The 19,530-nt window shown below is 74.4% G+C and carries 22 protein-coding genes and 1 tRNA gene; 14 read left to right on the top strand and 9 right to left on the bottom strand.

What is annotated here, in order from left to right:
• Positions 1 to 5 precede the first annotated feature (5 nt).
• Positions 6 to 971, top strand: coding sequence for an NAD(+) diphosphatase (nudC, locus tag ACOACO_RS15400; protein ID WP_420297142.1), 966 nt, complete (start codon positions 6 to 8; stop codon positions 969 to 971).
• A gap of 48 nt (positions 972 to 1,019) precedes the next feature.
• Here the strand turns inward: nudC and ACOACO_RS15395 are convergent, their stop codons facing one another.
• A complete protein-coding gene (locus ACOACO_RS15395) occupies positions 1,020 to 1,268 on the bottom strand; it encodes a mycoredoxin (protein WP_420297141.1) in 249 nt (82 codons plus the stop codon).
• Positions 1,269 to 1,336: 68 nt separating this feature from the next.
• Between ACOACO_RS15395 and ACOACO_RS15390 the strand changes: the two genes are divergently transcribed.
• From ACOACO_RS15390 to ACOACO_RS15375, 4 genes are all read left to right on the top strand, one after another.
• A complete protein-coding gene (locus tag ACOACO_RS15390; RefSeq protein ID WP_420297140.1) occupies positions 1,337 to 3,481 on the top strand; it encodes an ATP-dependent helicase in 2,145 nt (714 codons plus the stop codon).
• A gap of 154 nt (positions 3,482 to 3,635) precedes the next feature.
• Positions 3,636 to 3,851 (top strand): hypothetical protein, encoded by a 216-nt coding sequence (locus ACOACO_RS15385; RefSeq protein WP_420297139.1) that lies wholly within the window; start codon positions 3,636 to 3,638, stop codon positions 3,849 to 3,851.
• 103 nt (positions 3,852 to 3,954) lie between these two features.
• Positions 3,955 to 4,272, top strand: a complete 318-nt coding sequence (locus ACOACO_RS15380) for a WhiB family transcriptional regulator (RefSeq protein WP_420297138.1) — start codon at positions 3,955 to 3,957, stop codon at positions 4,270 to 4,272.
• Positions 4,273 to 4,471: 199 nt separating this feature from the next.
• On the top strand, positions 4,472 to 4,690 hold the full coding sequence (locus ACOACO_RS15375; protein WP_420297137.1) for a hypothetical protein: 219 nt from the start codon (positions 4,472 to 4,474) through the stop codon (positions 4,688 to 4,690).
• A gap of 50 nt (positions 4,691 to 4,740) precedes the next feature.
• Here ACOACO_RS15375 and ACOACO_RS15370 read toward each other — a convergent pair whose 3' ends face one another.
• Positions 4,741 to 5,583 carry a hypothetical protein gene (locus ACOACO_RS15370; RefSeq protein WP_420297136.1) on the bottom strand — a complete coding sequence of 281 codons (843 nt, stop codon included), beginning with the start codon at positions 5,581 to 5,583 and terminating at the stop codon, positions 4,741 to 4,743.
• 252 nt (positions 5,584 to 5,835) lie between these two features.
• Here ACOACO_RS15370 and ACOACO_RS15365 point away from each other — a divergent pair, with 252 nt between their 5' ends.
• The 3 genes from ACOACO_RS15365 to ACOACO_RS15355 all read left to right on the top strand — a co-directional run bounded on the left by ACOACO_RS15365 (position 5,836) and on the right by ACOACO_RS15355 (position 8,677).
• Positions 5,836 to 6,660, top strand: coding sequence for an enoyl-CoA hydratase/isomerase family protein (locus tag ACOACO_RS15365; protein WP_420297135.1), 825 nt, complete (start codon positions 5,836 to 5,838; stop codon positions 6,658 to 6,660).
• A 307-nt stretch (positions 6,661 to 6,967) separates the two neighbouring features.
• On the top strand, positions 6,968 to 8,008 hold the full coding sequence (locus ACOACO_RS15360) for a PHP domain-containing protein (RefSeq protein WP_420297134.1): 1,041 nt from the start codon (positions 6,968 to 6,970) through the stop codon (positions 8,006 to 8,008).
• Positions 8,009 to 8,026: 18 nt separating this feature from the next.
• Entirely contained in the window at positions 8,027 to 8,677 is a 651-nt protein-coding gene (locus ACOACO_RS15355) for a M48 family metallopeptidase (RefSeq protein WP_420297133.1), read from the top strand.
• On the opposite strand, the gene ACOACO_RS15350 is transcribed toward ACOACO_RS15355, so the two are convergent.
• Together ACOACO_RS15350 and ACOACO_RS15345 are read right to left on the bottom strand one after the other, a co-directional pair.
• Positions 8,569 to 9,252, bottom strand: a complete 684-nt coding sequence (locus ACOACO_RS15350; protein ID WP_420297132.1) for an NUDIX hydrolase — start codon at positions 9,250 to 9,252, stop codon at positions 8,569 to 8,571. The genes ACOACO_RS15355 and ACOACO_RS15350 overlap by 109 nt on opposite strands.
• Positions 9,249 to 10,685: a zinc-dependent metalloprotease gene (locus ACOACO_RS15345; RefSeq protein ID WP_420297131.1), complete on the bottom strand. Its 1,437-nt coding sequence runs from the start codon at positions 10,683 to 10,685 to the stop codon at positions 9,249 to 9,251. The genes ACOACO_RS15350 and ACOACO_RS15345 overlap by 4 nt, the downstream gene beginning before the upstream one ends.
• Before the next feature lie 121 nt (positions 10,686 to 10,806).
• On the opposite strand from ACOACO_RS15345, the gene ACOACO_RS15340 reads away from it, so the two are divergent.
• The 6 genes from ACOACO_RS15340 (at position 10,807) to ACOACO_RS15315 (ending at position 16,466) form a co-directional block, all read left to right on the top strand.
• On the top strand, positions 10,807 to 11,256 hold the full coding sequence (locus tag ACOACO_RS15340; protein WP_420297130.1) for a molybdenum cofactor biosynthesis protein MoaE: 450 nt from the start codon (positions 10,807 to 10,809) through the stop codon (positions 11,254 to 11,256).
• A gap of 42 nt (positions 11,257 to 11,298) precedes the next feature.
• A complete protein-coding gene (locus ACOACO_RS15335) occupies positions 11,299 to 11,523 on the top strand; it encodes a hypothetical protein (RefSeq protein WP_420297129.1) in 225 nt (74 codons plus the stop codon).
• A 78-nt stretch (positions 11,524 to 11,601) separates the two neighbouring features.
• Positions 11,602 to 12,657 (top strand): PDZ domain-containing protein, encoded by a 1,056-nt coding sequence (locus ACOACO_RS15330; protein WP_420297128.1) that lies wholly within the window; start codon positions 11,602 to 11,604, stop codon positions 12,655 to 12,657.
• A complete protein-coding gene (locus ACOACO_RS15325; protein WP_420297127.1) occupies positions 12,654 to 13,271 on the top strand; it encodes a PPA1309 family protein in 618 nt (205 codons plus the stop codon). Before ACOACO_RS15330 ends, ACOACO_RS15325 begins: the two co-directional genes overlap by 4 nt.
• Positions 13,268 to 16,312 carry a UPF0182 family protein gene (locus ACOACO_RS15320; protein ID WP_420297126.1) on the top strand — a complete coding sequence of 1,015 codons (3,045 nt, stop codon included), beginning with the start codon at positions 13,268 to 13,270 and terminating at the stop codon, positions 16,310 to 16,312. Before ACOACO_RS15325 ends, ACOACO_RS15320 begins: the two co-directional genes overlap by 4 nt.
• Before the next feature lie 80 nt (positions 16,313 to 16,392).
• Positions 16,393 to 16,466, top strand: a tRNA-Met gene (locus ACOACO_RS15315).
• Between the two features lie 101 nt (positions 16,467 to 16,567).
• On the opposite strand, the gene ACOACO_RS15310 is transcribed toward ACOACO_RS15315, so the two are convergent.
• From ACOACO_RS15310 to ACOACO_RS15290, 5 genes are all read right to left on the bottom strand, one after another.
• The gene (locus ACOACO_RS15310; RefSeq protein ID WP_420297125.1) at positions 16,568 to 17,152 is read right to left on the bottom strand and encodes a GyrI-like domain-containing protein; all 585 of its coding nucleotides are present in this window, start codon (positions 17,150 to 17,152) and stop codon (positions 16,568 to 16,570) included.
• A gap of 110 nt (positions 17,153 to 17,262) precedes the next feature.
• Positions 17,263 to 17,592 (bottom strand): hypothetical protein, encoded by a 330-nt coding sequence (locus ACOACO_RS15305; RefSeq protein ID WP_420297124.1) that lies wholly within the window; start codon positions 17,590 to 17,592, stop codon positions 17,263 to 17,265.
• Between the two features lie 47 nt (positions 17,593 to 17,639).
• Complete coding sequence (locus tag ACOACO_RS15300) at positions 17,640 to 18,284, bottom strand: TetR/AcrR family transcriptional regulator (protein WP_420297123.1); 645 nt, start codon at positions 18,282 to 18,284, stop codon at positions 17,640 to 17,642.
• Between the two features lie 81 nt (positions 18,285 to 18,365).
• On the bottom strand, positions 18,366 to 19,031 hold the full coding sequence (locus ACOACO_RS15295; protein WP_420297122.1) for a pentapeptide repeat-containing protein: 666 nt from the start codon (positions 19,029 to 19,031) through the stop codon (positions 18,366 to 18,368).
• Positions 19,028 to 19,489 carry a PPOX class F420-dependent oxidoreductase gene (locus ACOACO_RS15290; protein WP_420297121.1) on the bottom strand — a complete coding sequence of 154 codons (462 nt, stop codon included), beginning with the start codon at positions 19,487 to 19,489 and terminating at the stop codon, positions 19,028 to 19,030. The genes ACOACO_RS15295 and ACOACO_RS15290 overlap by 4 nt, the downstream gene beginning before the upstream one ends.
• Between the last annotated feature and the right edge of the window lie 41 nt (positions 19,490 to 19,530).

Genomic DNA, 19,530 nt, shown 5'->3' with positions numbered 1-19,530 from the left:
GGGGGGTGCCCGACCGCAGCGATCCGACCGCCCCCGGCCACCGTCTCCCGCACGTCGCGCTGTCGTCGTACGCGCACGACCGCCACGGCGTCGAGCGCACCGACGAGGCGTGGCTGCGCCGCACCTGGGAGGCCCCCGGCACGCAGGTGCTGCCCATCGCGGGCAACCGCATGCTCGTCGCCGACGGGCTCCCGGCGTGGAGCGCCGTGGGCGACCTGCCGCCGGCGGCGGCCGAGCCGTCGGCGACCCGCCTGCTGCTGGGCGAGCACGACGGCACGACGTACTTCGCGGCGCTGTTCGACCCTGCGCGCGCCCCCCACCCCGAGGAGCAGTGGCAGGGCCTGCGGGCCGTCATGGAGGGCGTCGTCGGCGGCCCCACGGCCCCGCTGGTGCTGCACGCGATGGGGATGGCCGAGTGGCACTGGAGCACCCGGTTCTGCACCCGCTGCGGGCGACCGGTGACGTCCTCCCACGCGGGCCACGTGCTCGTGTGCTCGACCGCCCGGGGCTGCGGCAAGCACCACTTCCCGCGCACGGACCCCGCGGTGATCATGCTCGTCACCGACGGCGAGCCGGGCGCCGACGACGAGCGGTGCCTGCTCGGCCACGCGCGGGCGTGGCCCGCGGGGCGCTTCTCGACGCTCGCCGGGTTCGTCGAGCCGGGCGAGACGTTCGAGGACGCGGTGCGCCGCGAGGTCGCCGAGGAGACCGCGGTGCGGGTGGGGGAGGTGACCTACTTCGGCAACCAGCCGTGGCCGTTGCCGGCGAGCGTCATGATCGGTTTCACGGCGCGGGCGACGTCCACGGCGATCGACGTCGACGGCGCCGAGGTGGCCGAGGCCCGCTGGTTCACGCGGGCCGACATCGCCCGCGGCGTGGCCGACGGGTCGCTGGCCCTTCCCGGATCCGTCTCGATCTCCCACAGCCTCATCCAGGGCTGGTACGGCGAACCCCTCGACACCCGCTGGTGACGCGGGCGCCGAGGGGCGCGGGGTGCGGCTGGCGGGAGCCGCGGGCCGTCAGGCCAGGGAGGCGATCTTGGCCTTCACCTGGGCGAGGCTCGGGTTGGTCTGCGCGGAGCCGTCGGAGTAGACGAGCGTCGGCACCGTCTGGTTGCCGTTGTTGACCTTCTCCACGAGCGCGGCGGCCTCCGGCTGCTGCTCGATGTCGACCACGTCGTAGCTGATGCCCTCGCGGTCGAGCTGGCCCCGCAGGCGGTGGCAGTAGCCGCACCAGGGCGTGCTGTACATGGTGAACGTCGCGGTCATCGAAGTGTCCCCTCGGGCGTCTAGTGTCATCGGCGCCATAACGTTCCACGCCGAGGAGATGTTCCCCCATGCCGTCGCCGCTCCCTCCGACGACGTCGCCCGCCGCGCTGCAGCCCGACGCCCTGCTCGAGGCCCTCGACCCCGAGCAGCGCCGCGTCGCCGAGGCGCTGCGGGGTCCCGTGCGCGTGCTCGCCGGCGCCGGCACGGGCAAGACGCGCGCGATCACCCACCGGATCGCGTACGGCGTGGCGACGGGCGTCTACGCGCCGACGGAGGTCCTGGCCGTGACGTTCACGACCCGGGCGGCAGGCGAGATGCGCACGCGGCTGCGGCAGCTGGGCGCCGGCGGCGTGCAGGCGCGCACCTTCCACTCGGCCGCCCTGCGCCAGCTGCGCTACTTCTGGCCCCGGGTCCACGGCAGCGAGCTGCCCGAGCTGGTGCAGTCGAAGCTGGGCATCCTCGGCCCGGCCGCGCGCCGGCTGCGCATCGGCACCGACGCGGCCCTCCTGCGCGACCTCGCCGCCGAGGTCGAGTGGAGCAAGGTGTCGAACGTCGGCCCCGACGACTACGCGCGGGTCGCGTCGGCCCGCGGCCGCTCGGTCGGCGGCCTCGACGCCGCCGCGGTGGCCCGCGTCCTGACGGCCTACGAGGAGACGAAGCGCTCCCAGGGCCGGATGGACATGGAGGACGTGCTGCTGTGGACGGCCGGGCTGCTCGCGGAGGACGAGCGGGTCGCCGCCCAGGTGCGCCGGCAGTACCGCTGGTTCGTCGTGGACGAGTACCAGGACGTCTCGCCCCTGCAGTCCGCGCTGCTCGACCTGTGGCTGGGCGGGCGCGACGAGGTCTGCGTCGTCGGCGACCCGGCGCAGACCATCTACAGCTTCGCCGGGGCCGACGCGTCGTACCTGCGGGAGTTCCACCGCAAGCACCCGGGCGCCGCCTCGATCGAGCTGGTGCGCAACTACCGCTCGACCCCGCAGATCGTCGCCGGCGCCAACGCCCTGCTCGCGGGCACGCAGAGCCAGGGCGTGCTGCTGCGCGCGCAGGGCGCGGCGGGGCCCGAGATCGCGGCGCGTGCGCTGCCCGACGAGGTCGCCGAGGCGGACGCCGCGGCCGCCGAGGTGGCCCGCCTGCGCGACCAGGGGGTGCCGCTCGGCGAGGTGGCGATCCTGTTCCGCATCAACGCCCAGTCGGAGGCGTTCGAGGAGGCGCTCGCCGCGCGCGGGCTGCCGTACGTCGTGCGCGGCGCCGCCCGCTTCTTCGACCGTCCGGAGGTGCGCCAGGCCGTCACGCTGCTGCGGGGCACGGCGCGGGCCGGGGTCGACGACGACGTCCCGCTGCCCGACGCCGTCCGCTCGGCCCTCGCCGGCATGGGCTGGACGTCGGAGCCCCCCGCGGCCCGCGGCCAGACCCGCGACCGGTGGGAGTCGCTGCAGGCGCTGGTGGACCTCGCGGGCGACGCGGGCACCGCCGACCTGACCGCCTTCGTCGAGGACCTGGAGCGCCGCGCCGCCGAGCAGCACGCGCCCGTGGCCGACGGCGTCACGCTGGCCACCCTGCACGCGGCGAAGGGCCTCGAGTGGGACGTGGTGCTGCTGTGCGGCATCCACGACGGCGCGCTGCCCATCAGCTACGCCGACACCCCCGCCGCGATCGAGGAGGAGCGCCGCCTGCTGTACGTCGGCATCACCCGCGCGCGCCGCGAGCTGGTGGTCTCGTGGGCCAGCGCCCGCCAGCCCGGCGGCCGCGCCTCGCGCAAGCCCTCGCGCTTCCTGCGCCCGGTCCTGCCCTCGTCGTTCGAGGAGGTCGCCGGGGCCGGCACGCGGTCGAAGGGGAAGAAGTCCCGGCACGCGGTGCACTGCCGCGAGTGCGGCCGGCCCCTCGACTCGGCGGCCGAGAAGAAGGTCGGACGCTGCGCCGACTGCCCGGCCTCCTACGACGAGGAGCTGTTCGAGCGCCTGCGCGAGTGGCGGCGCGGGCGGGCCGCGGCCGAGAGCGTGCCGGCCTACGTCGTGTTCACGGACGCCACCCTGCAGCTGGTCGCGGAGCACCAGCCGCGCAACGCCGACGCGCTGCTCAAGGTCAGCGGGGTGGGCCGTTCGAAGCTGGAGAAGTACGGCGACGAGCTGCTCGCCGTCGTCGCCGGCGAGACGCCCGAGGCCGCCGCCGAGGCCGCTGCGGGAGGGTCCGCCGAGGTGCTCGGCGAGGCCTGAGCAGGGGCCGTCGGGAGGCGGCCGTGAAATGAGTCAGAAAATAGATTGCCCATGACGGGCGGGCGCGGGTAACTTCGTGCCCGTTCTGACCACGAGCGCGACGAGGGCCCTGGCACGGCCTGCGCACGAAGATCGACCGGAGGAGGTGGCACCCATGGAGAACACGACGATGACGTGGACGGCGAGCGAGCTCGCCGGCATCGGCACGTCCGCCTGCGCCGGCGGCCACCTGACCCTCGGTGCCGAGGCCGGTCGGGCGACCGATCTGCGTCCGCGTGCGTACGACGCCATCCGTGGCGCCGTCACGCCCGGCGCTGCCCTGCGCGCATTCGCGTTCCCGGAGACTCCAGCCTGGAGTCCACCCGTCTGAGACAGCTCAGTCGGCGCCTCCAGGCCACGGTCCCCCCACGGGAACCGTGGCCTTTCTGTTTTTCCCGCCCAACCCGACAGGTCGACGAAGGAGGTGACACGACATGACCGTCCACGAGCTGGTGCCCGACGAGGCACCGCCCACCCTCGGGGCGCTGCACGACGCCGCCGACCAGGTGGACCCCCGGCTGCTGCCGTGCCGCAGGGGGGACGCCGAGCTGTGGTTCGCGGAGTCGCCCGGCGACGTCGAGGCGGCGAAGGCCCTGTGCCTCGACTGCCCCGTGCGGGCCCTCTGCCTCGACGGCGCCCTCGAGCGCCGCGAGCCGTGGGGCGTGTGGGGCGGTGAGCTCTTCGCCCAGGGCGTGGTGATCCCGCGCAAGCGCCCCCGGGGGCGTCCGCGGAAGAACCCCGTCGCGGCCTGAGCCCACAGCCGTCACCGCACCACCCGCACCACCCGCACCACCCGGCAGCACCGCCCGCTCCACCCGACCACCTCCAGGAGGAACCGATGAACATCGCGCACCGCGAGCGCTCCCTCGGCGGCGACCTCGTCGCCGCCCCGACCGACACCACGACCGCCGGCGCGCCGGGCACCCGGACCGGCCAGGACGTGACCGCGTCGTGACCACCGCCCTCAAGCCCCAGACCTCCAGCACCCAGGACAGGAACACCGAGATGCAACTGCTCAACGAAGAACTGGCCCGAGCACAGTCAGTCGAGCTGCTCCGTGAGGCGGAGCAGCGCCACCAGGTCCAGCGCCTCGTCGCGGCGCGTCGCCTCAGCCGCAAGGCCGAGGTCGTCGCCGCCCGCGCCCGGCTCAAGCTGGCCCGCTCGCTCTGAGGGGACGGTCGTCGTCACGGGACGACGACCCACCCTCGGACGCACCTCCGTCACGAGCCCGTCGGGAAGGTCCCGGCGGGCTCGTGCCGTTCCTCGACCTCGTCCCAGCTGCAGCCGCACCAGGGGTGCCGCGCCCAGGGGGTCCGCACCGGCATCGAGCCGTCCAGGTCGACCGTGGCCGACCACGTCGTGGGCAGCCCGCCGTCGACGAAGCGCAGCACGTCGCTCACCGCCCACCCCACGGCCCAGCGCGCCAGCCCGGGGTCGACCGGCGGTGGCGCGAGGCCGGGCCCGCTCGTCGCGGCCTGGCTGACGACGAGCGGGTAGCGGGGGTCCTCCTCGCTGACGCCCGCGTCCACGCAGCGCTGGCACGCGGTCGTCCCGGCCACCACGAAGGGGCCCACCCGCACGCCGCCCGCCCGCAGCACGAGGACGAGGTGCGGCTCGTCGCGGCGGACCAGCTCGTCGACGACCGCACGGTCCAGCTCGCCCACCGCGACGTGCACGGTGCACGCAGGGGTGGGTGGCGGCGTACCCGCCCCGGGCTGGACGAGCGCCTCGCCCAGCCCGTCCTGCAGCGCCGTGCGCCACGGCTCCGCGCCCGTGACCCGCACCCGTGCGTCGCGGCGCCGGTGCAGGCGCTCGACGGCGCTGGCGGGGTGCTCGGCCCAGAGCGCGCTGACGGCGGCCCGCCGGGCGCCGTCGTCGGCGGCGGCGAGCGTGGCGAGGAGCGCGTCGGCGTCGACCAGCAGCCCGGCCTCGTCCAGGCGCCGGTGGGCGTCGCGGGCGGCGGGGTCGTCGACGACGGCGCCGGCCCCGGAGGTGTGCAGGGCCGCGAGGTGGTCCCGCACCGCGGGGGTGGCGGGGAGCAGTGCCCGGTCGGGGTGGTCCACCCCGACCTGTAGGTGGCCGTCCCCCCGGCGGACCGGCACCCACCCGGGCCGCAGCGCAGCGCGTCGCGTGGGCCCCGTCCCGGCAGCCCCGTCGGCACCTCCACCGGCGGCTCCGCGCCGCCGCTCGTCCTCGTGCACGTCCACGACGGCGAGCGTGGCACGGGTCGACGGAGCCCGGTGGGCGCTCTCCACAGGGGAGCCGGGGTGGTGCGCGTCACGCCGTCGCCGCCGTGCGCGGCTAGCCTGCGGACCATGACGGACACCCACGGGGCCGGCGCGCCCACCACGACCGAGCTGCCCCACCTGCGGGTCGAGCGGTACGACGACGGCGTCGTCGTGCTCGTCCTCGACAACCCCGACCAGCGCAACGCGATGTCGGCCCCGATGTCGGCGTCGTGGCAGCAGGCGGTCGACGGTCTGGTGGGGGACCGCGACGTCCGCGCGGTGGTCGTGCGCGGCGAGGGCTCCGCGTTCTGCTCCGGGGGCGACCAGAAGTGGATCGCGGGCGACCCGGAGGCGTCGGTCGACGACCTGCGGGCGCGGATGCTGCCGTTCTACCGCGGCTGGCTGTCGATCCGCCGGCTCGAGGTGCCGACCATCGCGGCCCTCAACGGGGCCGCGATCGGCGCGGGGCTCTGCGTGGCGCTGGCCTGCGACATCCGGTACGCCGCGCGCGGCGCCAGGCTGGGCGTGCCGTTCGTGAACCTCGGCATGCACCCGGGCATGGCCGCGACCTACCTGCTGCCCGACGTGGTGGGTCCCGCCCACGCCCGGGACCTGCTGCTCACCGGTCGTCTCGTGGCCGACGAGGAGGCCCTGGCGCTCGGCCTCGTCTCCCGTGTCATCGAGCGGGAGACGTTCGTCGACGAGGTGCTCGCAGCGGCCCACGCGGTCGCGGCCACCGCACCGGTGCCGAGCCGCCTGACGACGCTCGCGCTCCGGTCCCGCCACGCCGACATCGAGGCCGGGCTGCAGTGGGAGGCGATGGCCCAGCCGATCACGCTGGCCACCGAGGACCTGCAGGAGGGGATCGCGGCGGCCCGGGAGCGGCGTACCCCGCTCTTCCGCGGACGCTGAGGAAGAGCGAGACCCCCGACCGTCGTGGTGCCGCCGGCCTTCCCCTTGCCTGCGGAGCACGACGGACCGGGGGCCTCGTCGCCACCACGCTAGGGGGTGGGACCCACCCGGTCAACGCTCCCGGCTCGCCCCCTTCCTCCACCTCTGTGGACGAACCTGTGGACGACGTGTGGAGGAGGGGCCCCGACCCGTGGAGGAGCGGGCCGCGGGCCGGGAGACGCCTGGGGAGGGCGCCCGCCGGTGCCCGCCGCCGACCACCGCTGACCTGCCAGGATGGTCCTCCACACCCTGGGGAGGAGAGCTGACCGTGACGCAGAGCTACGACGGGGGTCCGGTGGCGGCGCTGCGCCGCATCGCCTTCCTCCTCGAACGCGCCCGCGAGGACACCTACAAGGTCAAGGCCTACCGGGCCGCCGCCGCCGCGCTGCTCGAGCTGCCCGCCGACGAGCTGGCCCGCCGCGCGGCCGACGGGACGCTGACCGAGCTGGCCGGCGTCGGCCGCAGCACCGCCCGCGTCGCCGAGGAGGCCGCCCGCGGGGAGCTGCCGGCACGCCTCGCCGAGACCGAGGAGCGGTACGGCGGACCGCTCACCGCCGGCGGGCACGACCTGCGCCGGGCCCTGCGGGGCGACCTGCACTCGCACTCGGACTGGTCGGACGGCGGCTCGCCCATCGAGGAGATGGCGATGACGGCGATGGAGCTGGGGCACGACTACCTCGTGCTGACCGACCACTCGCCGCGCCTGCGGGTCGCGAACGGGCTGAGCCCCGCGCGCCTGCGGCGCCAGCTCGACGTGGTCGACGCGGTCAACGAGCACCTCGCCGGCGGGGGGTTCCGGCTGCTGAAGGGCATCGAGGTCGACATCCTCGACGACGGCGGTCTCGACCAGGAGGAGGCGCTCCTGGAACGCCTCGACGTGCGGGTCGCCAGCGTGCACTCCAAGCTGGCGATGGACAGCGCCCCGATGACGCGCCGGATGGTGGCGGCGGTGCGCAACCCGTTCACCAACGTGCTGGGCCACTGCACGGGCCGGCTGGTGCGCGGCAACCGCGGCACCCGGCCGCCGTCCTCGTTCGACGCGGCCGCGGTCTTCGAGGCCTGCGCGGAGAACGACGTGGCGGTCGAGATCAACGCCCGCCCCGAGCGGCGCGACCCGCCCACGGACCTGCTGGAGCTCGCCCGCGACATCGGGTGCCTGTTCTCCATCGACTCCGACGCGCACGCGCCCGGCCAGCTCGACCTGCAGGTCCACGGCTGCGAGCGCGCCGAGCAGGCGGGCATCGACCCCGACCGCATCGTCAACACGTGGTCGCGGGACCGCCTGACGTCCTGGGCGCGGCCCTCGTGACGCGCTAGCGTCCCCTCCATGGAGCCGGGGGCCGGCCCCGGCGAGGACCGGGGCGACGTCACGGCCGACGGCACGGGCGGCACCGAGGCCCGGCCCGACGTCGAGGTACGCCGCTCTCGTCGCCGACGGCGCACGGTCTCGGCGTACCGCGAGGGCGGCCGGATCGTCGTGCTCGTGCCCGCCGCGCTCAGCGAGGCCGAGGTCGACCGGTGGGTGGCGGAGATGGTGCGCCGCATCGAGCGCTCCGACGCCCGCGCCCGCCCCAGCGACGACGAGCTGCTCGGCCGCGCGCGGCGGCTGAGCGACCGCTACCTGGGCGGCATGGCGCGTCCGGCCTCCGTGCGGTGGGTGGACAACCAGCGCTCGCGCTGGGGCTCGTGCACCCCCGGCGACGGCACGATCCGGCTCTCCACACGGCTGCAGGGGATGCCGTCGTGGGTGGTGGACTACGTGCTCGTCCACGAGCTCGCGCACCTGTTGGTGCCCGGCCACGACGCCGACTTCTGGGCCTGGGTCGCGCACTACCCGCACGCCGAGCGGGCGAAGGGCTACCTGCTCGGCTACTCGGCCGCCGGCCGGTTGGAGCCGCCGCCGGGGGAGGAGCCGGACGACCCCGACGGGTTCGACGAGCTCGCGGACGACTCCCCGGACGATCCCGCCGACGACTGAGCCCCCGCTCCGCCCGTCAGCCGCGCGCGGGCGAACGCCACCGCCTCGACGAGGTCGGGCTCGGGGTCGGGCAGGGTGTCGACCGGCCACCAGCGCACGTCGAGCGACTCCTCGCTGACCACCGGGGTGGCGGCCCCGTCGACGACGACGAGGAAACGGACGTCCAGGTGGTGCACCACGTCGTCGGGACCGAGGGTCGGTGGACGGCAGAACGGCACGGGGTGCGCGGAGAGCTGCACCGGCGCCGGGTCCACCGCCAGCCGGCGGACCGGGACCCCGGACTCCTCGGCGCTCTCCCGCAGGGCGGCCCCCGCCAGGGTCGTGTCCCCGGGCTCGCAGTGGCCGCCGAGCTGGAACCACCGGCCGGCCTTGGCGTGCAGCGTCAGCAGCACGTGCTCGCCGGTCGCGTCGAGCACGACCGCGCTCGCCGTCACGTGGTCCGGCGCCGCGTGGCGGTAGACCCCGTCCCGGTGCGCGCGCAGGTGCGCGACGTACTGCTCGCGCAACGCCTCCTGGTGGGGGACCGGCGCCGCCCACGCCTCCAGCAGCGCGAGCGCGTCGGCGTGCAGGCTCACCCGTCTGCGCCGGGACCCCCGGGGGGTCGCCCCGAGGCCGGCCCGTCGTCGGGGCCCTCGTCGGCGCCCTCATCGGTGCCCTCAGCGGTGCCGCCGGCGCCGCCGTTCCCCGGACCGGCGAGCAGGTCGCGCAGCGCGGCGTCGAAGTCGTCCTCGACGAGCTCGTCGCTGGTGAGCGCGTCCTCGCGGAACCCGAGCGGGTCGTCGAGGTCGGCGGCGGTCGGCAGCAGGTCAGGGTGCATCCAGACGCCGTCGCGGCCCTCGGTGCCCTGCCGGGTGCGCAAGGACCCCCACAGCGTGGAGGCGTCGCGCAGGCGCCGGGGCCGCAGCTCGAGGCCCACGAGGGTCGCGAAGGTCTGCTCGGCGGGGCCGCCGGTGGCCCGGCGGCGGCGCACGGCCTCCGCGAGGCGGACCGCGTTGGGCATCCGTTCGGCGGTGGCCTGGCCGACGACCTCGTCGACCCAGCCCTCGACGAGCGCGAGCGTCACCTCGAGCCGCTCCAGCGCCGCCTTCTGCGCGGGCGACTGCTCGATCTCGAACAGACCGCCCTCCATGGCCTCCTGCAGGCCGGCCAGGTTGGTCGGGTCGAGGTCGCCGAGCTGGCTCTGCAGCTTCTGCTGGATGCCCTCGACGTCGATGTCGATGCCGCGGGCGTAGGCCGCGACGGCCTCGACGAGGTGGCTGCGCAGCCACGGCACGTGGGCGAAGAGGCGCTGGTGGGCGGCCTCGCGCAGCGCCAGGTAGAGGAGCACGTCGTCGGCGGGCACGTCGAGCCCCTCCGCGAACGTCGCGATGTTGGCCGGCACGAGGGCGGCGCGGCCGGTGGGGCCGAGCGGGAGGCCGATGTCCGAGGCGCTGAGCACCTCGCCGGCCAGGGTGCCGAGCCCCTGGCCGATCTGCGAGGCCAGCATGGCGCCGGTGGCCTTGGCCATGAGGTCGAGGATCGGGCCGCCCATCGCCCGGGCCTGCTCGGGCAGGGCGTTGCCGAGGGAGCCGACGGCCTGCTCGGCCATGGGCTCGACGAGCACCTTCCACACGTCGGTCGTGCCGACGACCCACTCCGCGCGGCTCCACGCCGCCGTCGAGGTGACCCCGCTGGGGAAGTCGGTCGCGGCGTCGAGCCAGAGGTCGGCGAGCCGCACGGCGTCGGCGACGGCCGAGACCTGGCCGCTGGTGGGCGACGGGTCGGGGGAGGAGGCCACCTGGCGGCGGGCGATGTCGACCGCGACCGGCCAGTTGATGGGGCCGTCGTGGGGCTGCATCATCGCCTGCACCTGCTGCATCAGGCCGGAGAGGTCGGGCATCCCGCCCCCGCCCCCGAGGAACGCGCCGAGGCCGCTGCCCGAGAAGAGGGCCTCGAAGGGGGTCCCGCGGAACGGGTTCTCGCCGTCGCCGGGTCGGTCGCCGCCGGGGTCGCCGGGCTTGTCGCTCATGGTTCAACGTTACTCCGGCACGCACGGGCCGCCAGGGGCCGCCAGGGGCCGAGGACGGCTCGACCGGGCATCGCGGCGCGGGGTGTGCCGCGGGGTGTGCGGGGTCACTACGATCGGTCCCGTGAGCCCCGAGGTGTCCGCCGCCCCTGCCGCCGTCGTGCGTCTCGTCGGCCTGCGCGAGCAGCCGCTGGAGCTCGCGGAGGTGGTCGCCGCGCTCGACCACCCGGCCTCCGGCGCCATCGACCTGTTCGTGGGCCGGGTGCGCGACCACGACGACGGCCGTGGCGTCACCGGGCTGGGGTACGTCGCGCACCCCGGCGCGCAGGCCGCGCTCGAGGCCGTGTGCGCCGAGGTCGCGGCCGACTTCGACGTGCAGGCGATCGCCGTGCTGCACCGCACCGGCGACCTGGCGATCGGCGACGCGGCGGTGGTGCTGGGCACGGCGGCGGCGCACCGCGGCACCGCGTTCGACGCGTCCCGCGCGCTCATCGACCGCCTGAAGGAGCGCGTCCCGATCTGGAAGCACCAGCTGTTCGCCGACGGCGACGCCAGCTGGGTGGGCACGCCGTAGCGCCTGCCCGCTCGGGGGCGGCGTCCGCCGTACCCTCGCGGGGTGGAGATCCTGCTCTGGCTCGTGCCGCCCGTCGTCGTCACCCTGGGGGCGATGGTGTGGGTGACGTGGCTGGACCGCGAGCGTCCCGGGCCCGACCGCCACGAGCAGGTACGCCGCCTCGGCGACGCCCTGCGCAAGCCGCCGCCCGCGGGCTACGCGGTGCCCGGCGAGGCCCGGCGCGACCGCAGCAGCGGGGTGGCGGTGCGCCGCCGCGAGGCCGGCTGAGCGGCACCCCGGACATGCCCGGGCGAGGGCCGTCGGCCGCCGACCGCGTCCTTGCGGGCATTTGAGAGGGTAGTGGCCATGGAGCAGCGGACCGTGGCGGGCATCGTGGCGGTGCCGCTCGTCGTCGGGCTCTGGTCCGCCGCCCTCTTCCTCCCCGCCCCCTTCGTGACCTACTACCCGGGCACGACGGCCGACCTGCTCGGCGAGAGCGACGGGACGCCGATCGTCGAGGTGGAGGAGCACGAGAGCTTCCCGCCGGAGTCCGGCGAGCTGCGGATGACGACGGCGAGCATCACCCGCCCGGAGACCGAGCTCGCGCTGGTGCAGGCGCTGTCGGCGTGGCGCGACCCCGACGCGGCGGTGCGTCCCTACTCCAGCGTGTACGACGAGGACGAGGACAACGCGACCAGCGAGATGATCTCGACCGCCCAGATGACGGGCTCGGTCGACGTCTCGATCGCCGTCGCCCTCGCGGCCCTCGACATCGACTTCACGGCGAACGTGCAGGTCGGCGGGGTGCGGGTGGGATACCCGGCCGAGGGGGTGCTCCAGCCCGGCGACGTGGTGCGCAGCGTCGGCGGCCGGCCCGTGACCGCCCCGGCCGAGGTCGGCGAGGTCGTGCAGCGGGCCGGGGTCGGGGGGCGCCTCGCCGCCACGATCGAGCGTGACGGCGAGGATCGCGAGGTCGAGCTCGTCCCCGTGGAGGAGGACGGCCGCGCCGTCATCGGGATCACGCCCGTCCAGGGCTACGACTTCCCCTTCCCGGTGCGCCTGACGCCGCCGGCGGGGATCGGCGGCTCGAGCGCGGGCACGATGTTCGCCCTCGCCGTCTACGACTACCTGACCCCCGGCGACCTGACGGGCGGCCTGCACGTGGCGGGCACCGGCACCATCTCGCCCGAGGGCGAGGTGGGCCCGATCGGGGGCATCGCCCAGAAGATCCCGGGCGCCCGCGAGGACGGCGCGGAGGTCTTCCTCGTGCCCGTCGACAACTGCGGGGAGGCCCTCGGGGCCGCCAACGGCGACGTCCGCCTCGTCGCCGTCGACACCTTCGACCGCGCCGTGGAGACGCTGACGGCACTCGCCGACGACGTCGACGCCGACGTGCTGACCTGTGAGGACGTGACCCGGTGACGGAGCAGCCCGACGTACCCGACGAGAGCGCCGACGAGGCCCCCGCGCTGGAACGCGACCTCGCCGCGGAGCTCGACACCGACCCGGCGCTCGCCGCCGCGGTGCTCGAGCTGGAGGCCCACGCCGCCACCGCCGGCTGGGACCAGCCCGCGCGGCTCTACGCCCTGGTCGACACGGGCCTGCTCGTGGCCCAGGCGCCGGGGCTGGCCGCCAGCGCGGGGCTCGACGACGCCAGCGCCGAGGGCTCCCTGACCCCGGTGGAGCAGGACGCGATGCCCGGCGGCCCCGGCGAGTTCGAGCGCGCCGTGGCCGGCATCTCCTGGCCCCCGGCCGTCGCCGGCTGCGCCGCGGTGCTGGAGCGCCTCGTGCTGCCGCCCGAGGTCGACCCCCAGATCCCCCAGGACCCGGCGGAGGCCGACGCCTTCGCCCGCGCCCACCCCCTGCGCCAAGAGGTGCGCATGGTCGTGGGCGTCACGCGAGCGGGGGCGGCGTACTGCGCCCTCCGCATGCGTTCGCACGACGACGAGCAGTCGGTGGTCGGTGGACCCGACCTGGTGCCGGGACTCGTCCAGCTGCTGGCCACCACCCTCGACGAGGAGAACCGAGACACGTGAGCGACCTTTTCGACTCCGGCCCCCGGCCGCCCCGCGGCGGCCGCCCGAGCGCGAGACCAGCCCCGTCGGGCCGATCGCGCGCGCTGCTCATCACGGCGGGAGTCGTGGTCGCAGGTCTCGTCGCGCTCGCGGGCTTCTCGTCTTTCTGGACCGAGCGGCTCTGGTTCGACGCCGTCGGCTACTCCGACGTCTTCTCCACCCTGGTCTGGACCCGCATCGCCCTGTTCGCCGTCTTCGGGCTGCTCATGGCCGCCGCGGTGACGACGAGCATGTGGCTGGCCTACCGGTTCCGCCCCGTCTTCCGCCCGGCCTCGCCGGAGCAGACGAGCCTGGACCGCTACCGCGAGGCGGTCACCCCGGTACGCCGGTGGCTGCTCGTGGTGATCGGTCTCCTCATGGGTGTCTTCGCGGGCACCTCGGGCGCCGGCCAGTGGCGCAACTTCCTGCTCTGGCGCAACGGCAAGTCCTTCGAGGAGACGGACCCGTACTTCGGCAAGGACCTGGGCTTCTACGTCTTCGACCTGCCGTGGTTCCACTTCGTCACCGACTTCGTGCTGGCGATGCTGGTGGTCTCCGCCATGGGCGCGCTCGTCGTGCACTACCTCTTCGGCGGCATCCGCCTGCAGGCCGCGAGCGACAAGCTCTCGAGCGCCGCCCAGGTGCAGCTCTCGGTGCTGGTCGGCCTGCTCGTGCTGGTGAAGGGGCTCGACTACTACCTCGACCGCTTCGACCTGCTGACGGGCACCGGCGGCTACATCGACGGCATGGGCTACACCGACGAGAACGCGGTGCTGCCGGCCAAGAACATCCTCATGGGCATCGCGGTGATCTGCGCGATCCTCTTCTTCCTCAACGTCTGGCGCCGCACGTGGATGCTGCCGAGCGTGGGCCTCGGCCTGCTCGTGCTGTCCTCGATCCTGCTGGGCATGATCTGGCCCGCGATCATGGAGCGCTTCCAGGTGCTCCCGTCGCAGGCGGACCGCGAGGCGCCGTACATCGAGAAGCACCTCGCTGCGACGAAGGACGCCTACGGCATCGACGACGTCACGATCGACGACTTCGACGCCGAGACCGACCTGACGAACTTCTCGGAGGACTCGCGGGCGGACCTGGCCAGCACCGTGGCCAACAGCGGCGGCGTGCGCCTCGTCGACCCGGCGGTCGTGCCGCAGACGTTCCAGCAGCTGCAGCAGGTGCGCGGCTACTACACGGTCTCGGACGTCCTCGACGTCGACACCTACGAGATCGACGGCATCGAGCGCGACGTCGTGCTGGGCGTGCGCGAGCTCAACCAGGCGGGCATCTCCGAGGGCAGCCAGAACTGGGCCAACCTGCACACCGTCTACACCCACGGGTACGGCGTCATCGCCGCCTACGGCAACCAGAAGCGGGCGGACAACGCGACGATCGTCCCGGAGGCGCCGGCGTGGGCCGAGCGTGACCTGCCGCCCGTCGGCGACCTCACCGATCTCTCCGGGGAGGACGGCTACGAGGGCCGCATCTACTTCGGCGAGAACAGCCCGTCGTACTCGATCGTCGGCAAGCGCAGCGAGGACGCCAACGACGTCGAGCTCGACCTGCCGCGCGGCAACGAGGGCGGCACGACCACCACGTACGACGGCGCCGACGGCGTCGAGGTCGGTGGCCTGTTCAACAAGCTGCTGTACGCCGTGAAGTTCGGCGAGCCGAACATCGTGCTGTCGGACCGGGTCAACGAGAACTCGCGGATCCTCTACGACCGCGAGCCGGGCCGACGGGTCGAGAAGGTCGCCCCGTGGCTGACGGTCGACGGCGACGCGCTGCCGGCCGTGGTGGACGGCAAGGTCGTCTGGATCGTCGACGGTTACACGACGACGGACCAGTTCCCGCTGTCGAACCGCGAGTCGTTCGACGAGATGACCGACGACGCGCTGCAGAACGACAACCCGTTCCAGACGGTGCCGACCGACGACATCAACTACATCCGCAACGCGGTGAAGGCGACCGTCGACGCCTACGACGGCACGGTCACCCTCTACGCGTGGGACGAGAGCGACCCCATGCTCCGCGCGTGGATGGACTCGTTCCCCGGCACGGTGCAGCCGCGCTCGGAGATCCCCGAGGGGCTGCTGAACCACATGCGCTACCCCGAGGACATGTTCAAGGTGCAGCGCTTCCAGCTGGCGTCGTACCACGTGGACGACGCGGGCGACTTCTACGAGGGCAACGACCGCTGGCAGGTGCCGGTCGACCCGAACAACGACCGGAGCCTGCAGCCGGCGTACCGGCTCTCGGTGCCGTCGGGTGACCAGGTCGAGCCGGACACGTTCTCGCTGACCAGCGTCTACACGCCGGCGAACCGCCAGAACCTCGCCGCCTTCGTGCAGGTGGACGGCGACGCCTCCTCCGACACGTACGGCGAGTTCCGCGTGCGGCGCCTGAGCTCCAGCAGCCAGGTGGCGGGCCCCGGGCAGATCGCCAACCAGATCCAGTCCGACCAGGGCGTGACGGACGCGCTGTTCCCGTACCGCCAGGGCGAGGTCCGGCCGGTGTTCGGCAACCTGCTGACCCTGCCGGTGGGGGAGAGCCTGCTGTACGTGCAGCCGCTCTACTCGATCCGCACCGCCGGCGACGGCAACTACCCGGTGCTGCGCTTCGTCGCGGTCTCGTTCGGCGACGACAACGTCGGCATCGGGCAGACGCTCGCGCAGGCGCTCGGCGACGTCCTGGGGGTCTCGCTGGACGACGGTCCGGTGGCGCCGACCGACCCGGACGACCCGGACGCCCCCGAGGAGCCGACCGAGCCGACCGGCACGGTCGAGCAGCAGATCGCCACCGCCCTCAGCGAGGCGGACCGGCTCTTCGAGGCCGCCGACGCCGCGCTGGCGGAGGGCGACCTGGGCACCTACCAGGACAACATCCGCGACGCGCAGGCGCTGATCGAGGAGGCCCTCGAGCTCGCCGGCCAGCTGCCGGGTGCCGGTGCCGCCGCGGAGGGCGAGCCGTCCGCGGACGCCACGGCGGAGCCGTCCGCCGAGCCCACCGCCGAGCCCACCGAGTGACCGGTCGGGGGTGGGTGACCGGTGTCACCCACCTCCGATTTGGCACCGCGCAGGTGGTCGCGTAACGTTCTGTTCACCGACGCGGGGTGGAGCAGCTCGGTAGCTCGCTGGGCTCATAACCCAGAGGTCGCAGGTTCAAATCCTGCCCCCGCTACAAGGTCCGGCCCGGGAATCGAACTCGATTCCCGGGCCGGAGTCATTTCCGGGTGTCGCCGGCTCTCGCGCGCAGGTGATCCCGCGCCGTTGCAGGAGGCGTCAGGCGACGGGGTCGCGGAGGATCGTGCGGAGAGTGGCCTGCGGGGTGGTCCGGGAGAAGGCGTCCAGGTGGAGCTCGTGGTGCGGGCCGCTCCGGCGCAGGCCCAAGGACGCGGCGAACCGGCCGAGCCGGCCGAGGGTGGCGAGCTCCTCCGCGAACGGGCCGTGGTGCAGGACCTGGACCACGTCCTGCTCGGGAACCGTGAGCAGCTCGACGACGTCCGCAGCGGAGTCAGGGGTGCCGGCACGGGCGCGGGCGTCGGCGAGCTCCTGGACCGTCGTCCCCTCCGGTACGGCCGCCATCACGCGGTACTGCAGCGCGTCGACGGGGTTCACGCTGTAGAAGTCCGCGATCTCGACGGGCAGCAGGTGCTCGGGGTACCAGTACTGGATCTCGATGACCGGTCGGGCGTCGCCGTCGCCGAGGGTGCGGGCGAGCTCGCCGACGAAGAGCTTCTTCCGGTAGAAGTCGTCGGTCCCGGGAGCACCGGACCCGGGGACGGCGACGTAGTGCACCGCCGGGGTGCGGACGAGCTCGGGGTCGTCGCTGGCGTGCAGGTGCCGTGTCGGTGCCGTGGTTGCCATGTCGTGGTCCTCTGCCGGTCGGTCGTCGGGTGGCGGTGGTGGTGGTGCGTCAGGCGCTGCGACCGCCGGTGACGTCGGGGGAGGCACCGTCGAGGTGGTCCGGGCGTCGCTCACGGGGAGTCCTCGGGTCGGTCAGACGCGGGGGCCGTGCGCGCGATGGTCGTCTCGAGTCCGCTGCGGATCTTCTTCATCGTGTCGCCGTACGCCTGCTCGAGGTCGATGCCGAGCCGGTCGGCGAGCACGAAGGTCCACCACATCGACTCGGCGAGCTTGTGCTCCAGCTCGGAGCGGGGGTCCCCGTCGATCTCCCACGTGCCGTCGCTGGCGAGGATGAGCCGGCCGATCTGGCCGACGTCGTTGGAGAAGCCGATCATCAGCTCGTGCAGGGACCAGGTCCTCCCGTTGGGGCGCTCCTCCAGGAGCTCGTAGAGCCTGCGCACGTCCAGGGCTGTGTCGCGTGCAACGACGAGTGACGGATTGTCGTCGGTCATGGTGCAGCCTTCCGTGACGCCTCGGTCGGGCGCCGGTGGGAGCGGGTGGGTGCAGGGGGCCGGGGGAAGCCGTCCAGGGCGCGGCTCGCGAGCGTGAGCAGGGTGTCGCGGGCGACGCCGTCCGCGGCGCGGATCGCGAACCCGGTGGCCACGGTGATGAGGTAGCTCGCGAGCGCGTCGGGCTCCTCGTCGGCACCGAGGTCACCGTCGGTGATCGAGCGACGGAACCGGTCGGCCAGGCGCTGCTCGATCAGACGTCGGTTCTCGCGGAGCAGCCCGAAGGTGTCGCCCTGGTCGGTCACCATGGCCTGCACGGAGAGGCACCCGGGCGGGTTGCCGGGTGCGCTGACCGCGCGGGCGTTGCCGGTGAGGAACGCCTCCGCCACGGCGTGCGCGGTGGGCTGGGCGAGGGCGTCCTCGACGTAGGCCATGTTCCGATCCACGTACCGGTCGAGGGCGCGCCGGAACAGCTGGGCCTTGTCGCCGAACGCCGTGTACAGGCTCGGCCGACCGATGCCCATGGCGGCGGTCAGCTCGGTCAGGCCCGCGCCCTCGTACCCGTGCCGCCAGAACACCTCGACCGCGGCGTCGAGCGCGTTGTCGATGTCGAACGACCGCGGTCGTCCGCGAGGAGCCGTCATCTCGACCTCCGTTTATGTACCGAACGGTAGAGAATCACGGATGGTCGGTCGAGCACAACCCCGAGGTGGGCGGCAGACGCGTCAGGACTCGACGCGCAGCCCGATCCCGGCGGCCAGCAGGGGAGCCAGGGCCTCGAGCTGCTCGGGCGTGACGACGGCCCCGCCGAGGTCCATCGGTCCCTCGACCTCGCTGAGCATCGCGCCCCGCAGGTCCACGTCGCGCATCTCGGTCCGTCGTACGTCGAGACGTCCCACCCGCGTGCCGCTCAGCCGCACCCGCGACAGGCGGGCGTCGGCCAGGTCGAGCTCCTCCACCAGGCAGTCGGTGAGCGCGACGTCGAGGAGCTCGGCGCCGCGGAGGTTGACGAAGCTGAGCTTGCAGCCGACGAGGTGCACCGAGCGCCAGCGCGACTCGTAGGCCTCCAGCGACCCGAGCCGGCCGGTGACCTCGACGTCGCGCCACTGCCCGCGGGCGGCGCGCACGACGGGCAGGTTCACCCGCTCCAGCCCGACGCCCGTGAGGCGGGCGCCCCCGAGGTCGGTCTCGTGGGCCTCGACGTCGCTGAGGCGCACGTCGGCGAGCACGGCGCCGCCGAGGTCGAGGTGCTCCACCCGCACGTCGCGGACCTCCACCGCCTCCAGGTCGGCGTTGCGCCGCAGGTCGTCGGGGGAGCCGTCCGCGAGGCCCACGAGGTCCGGCGCGTCGATCCGGGGGGCCGCCACCGCGGCGCGGCGCCGTGCGCTCACGCGAGCCGCGCGGGGAAGCCGCCCGTCGCCACCGGGCTCCACCGGGTCGGTGTGATGCGGATGATCGACTTGCCCTGGTCGAGCATCGCCTGGCGGTACTCGTCCCAGTCGGGGTGCTCGCCCGCGATGTTGCGGAAGTACTCCACGAACGCGTCGAGCGCCTCCGGCACGTCGAGCACCTCGCTCGTGCCGTCGACCTGCACCCACGGGCCGTCCCACTCGTCGGAGAGCACCACGACGCTCGTCTCCGGACGGCGGCGGGCGTTGCGCGTCTTCGCCCGCTCCGGGTACGTCGAGATGACGATCCGCCCGGCGTCGTCGAGGCCGCCGGTGACGGGGGAGGCCTGCGGCGAGCCGTCGGCGCGCCGGGTCAGCAGCACCATGCGGTGGCGCGGGCGGACGAAGTCGAGCAGGGCGGCCAGGTCGACGTCGGTGGTGGTGGCGATGGTGCGGGGCACGGCACGGCTCCTCGGGACGGTGGCGGGGGACCCTCTGATCC

The organism is Nocardioides sp. CPCC 205120, from assembly GCF_048654585.1.
Lineage (GTDB): Bacteria > Actinomycetota > Actinomycetes > Propionibacteriales > Nocardioidaceae > Nocardioides.
This window is presented reverse-complemented; position numbering and strand designations above follow the sequence as displayed.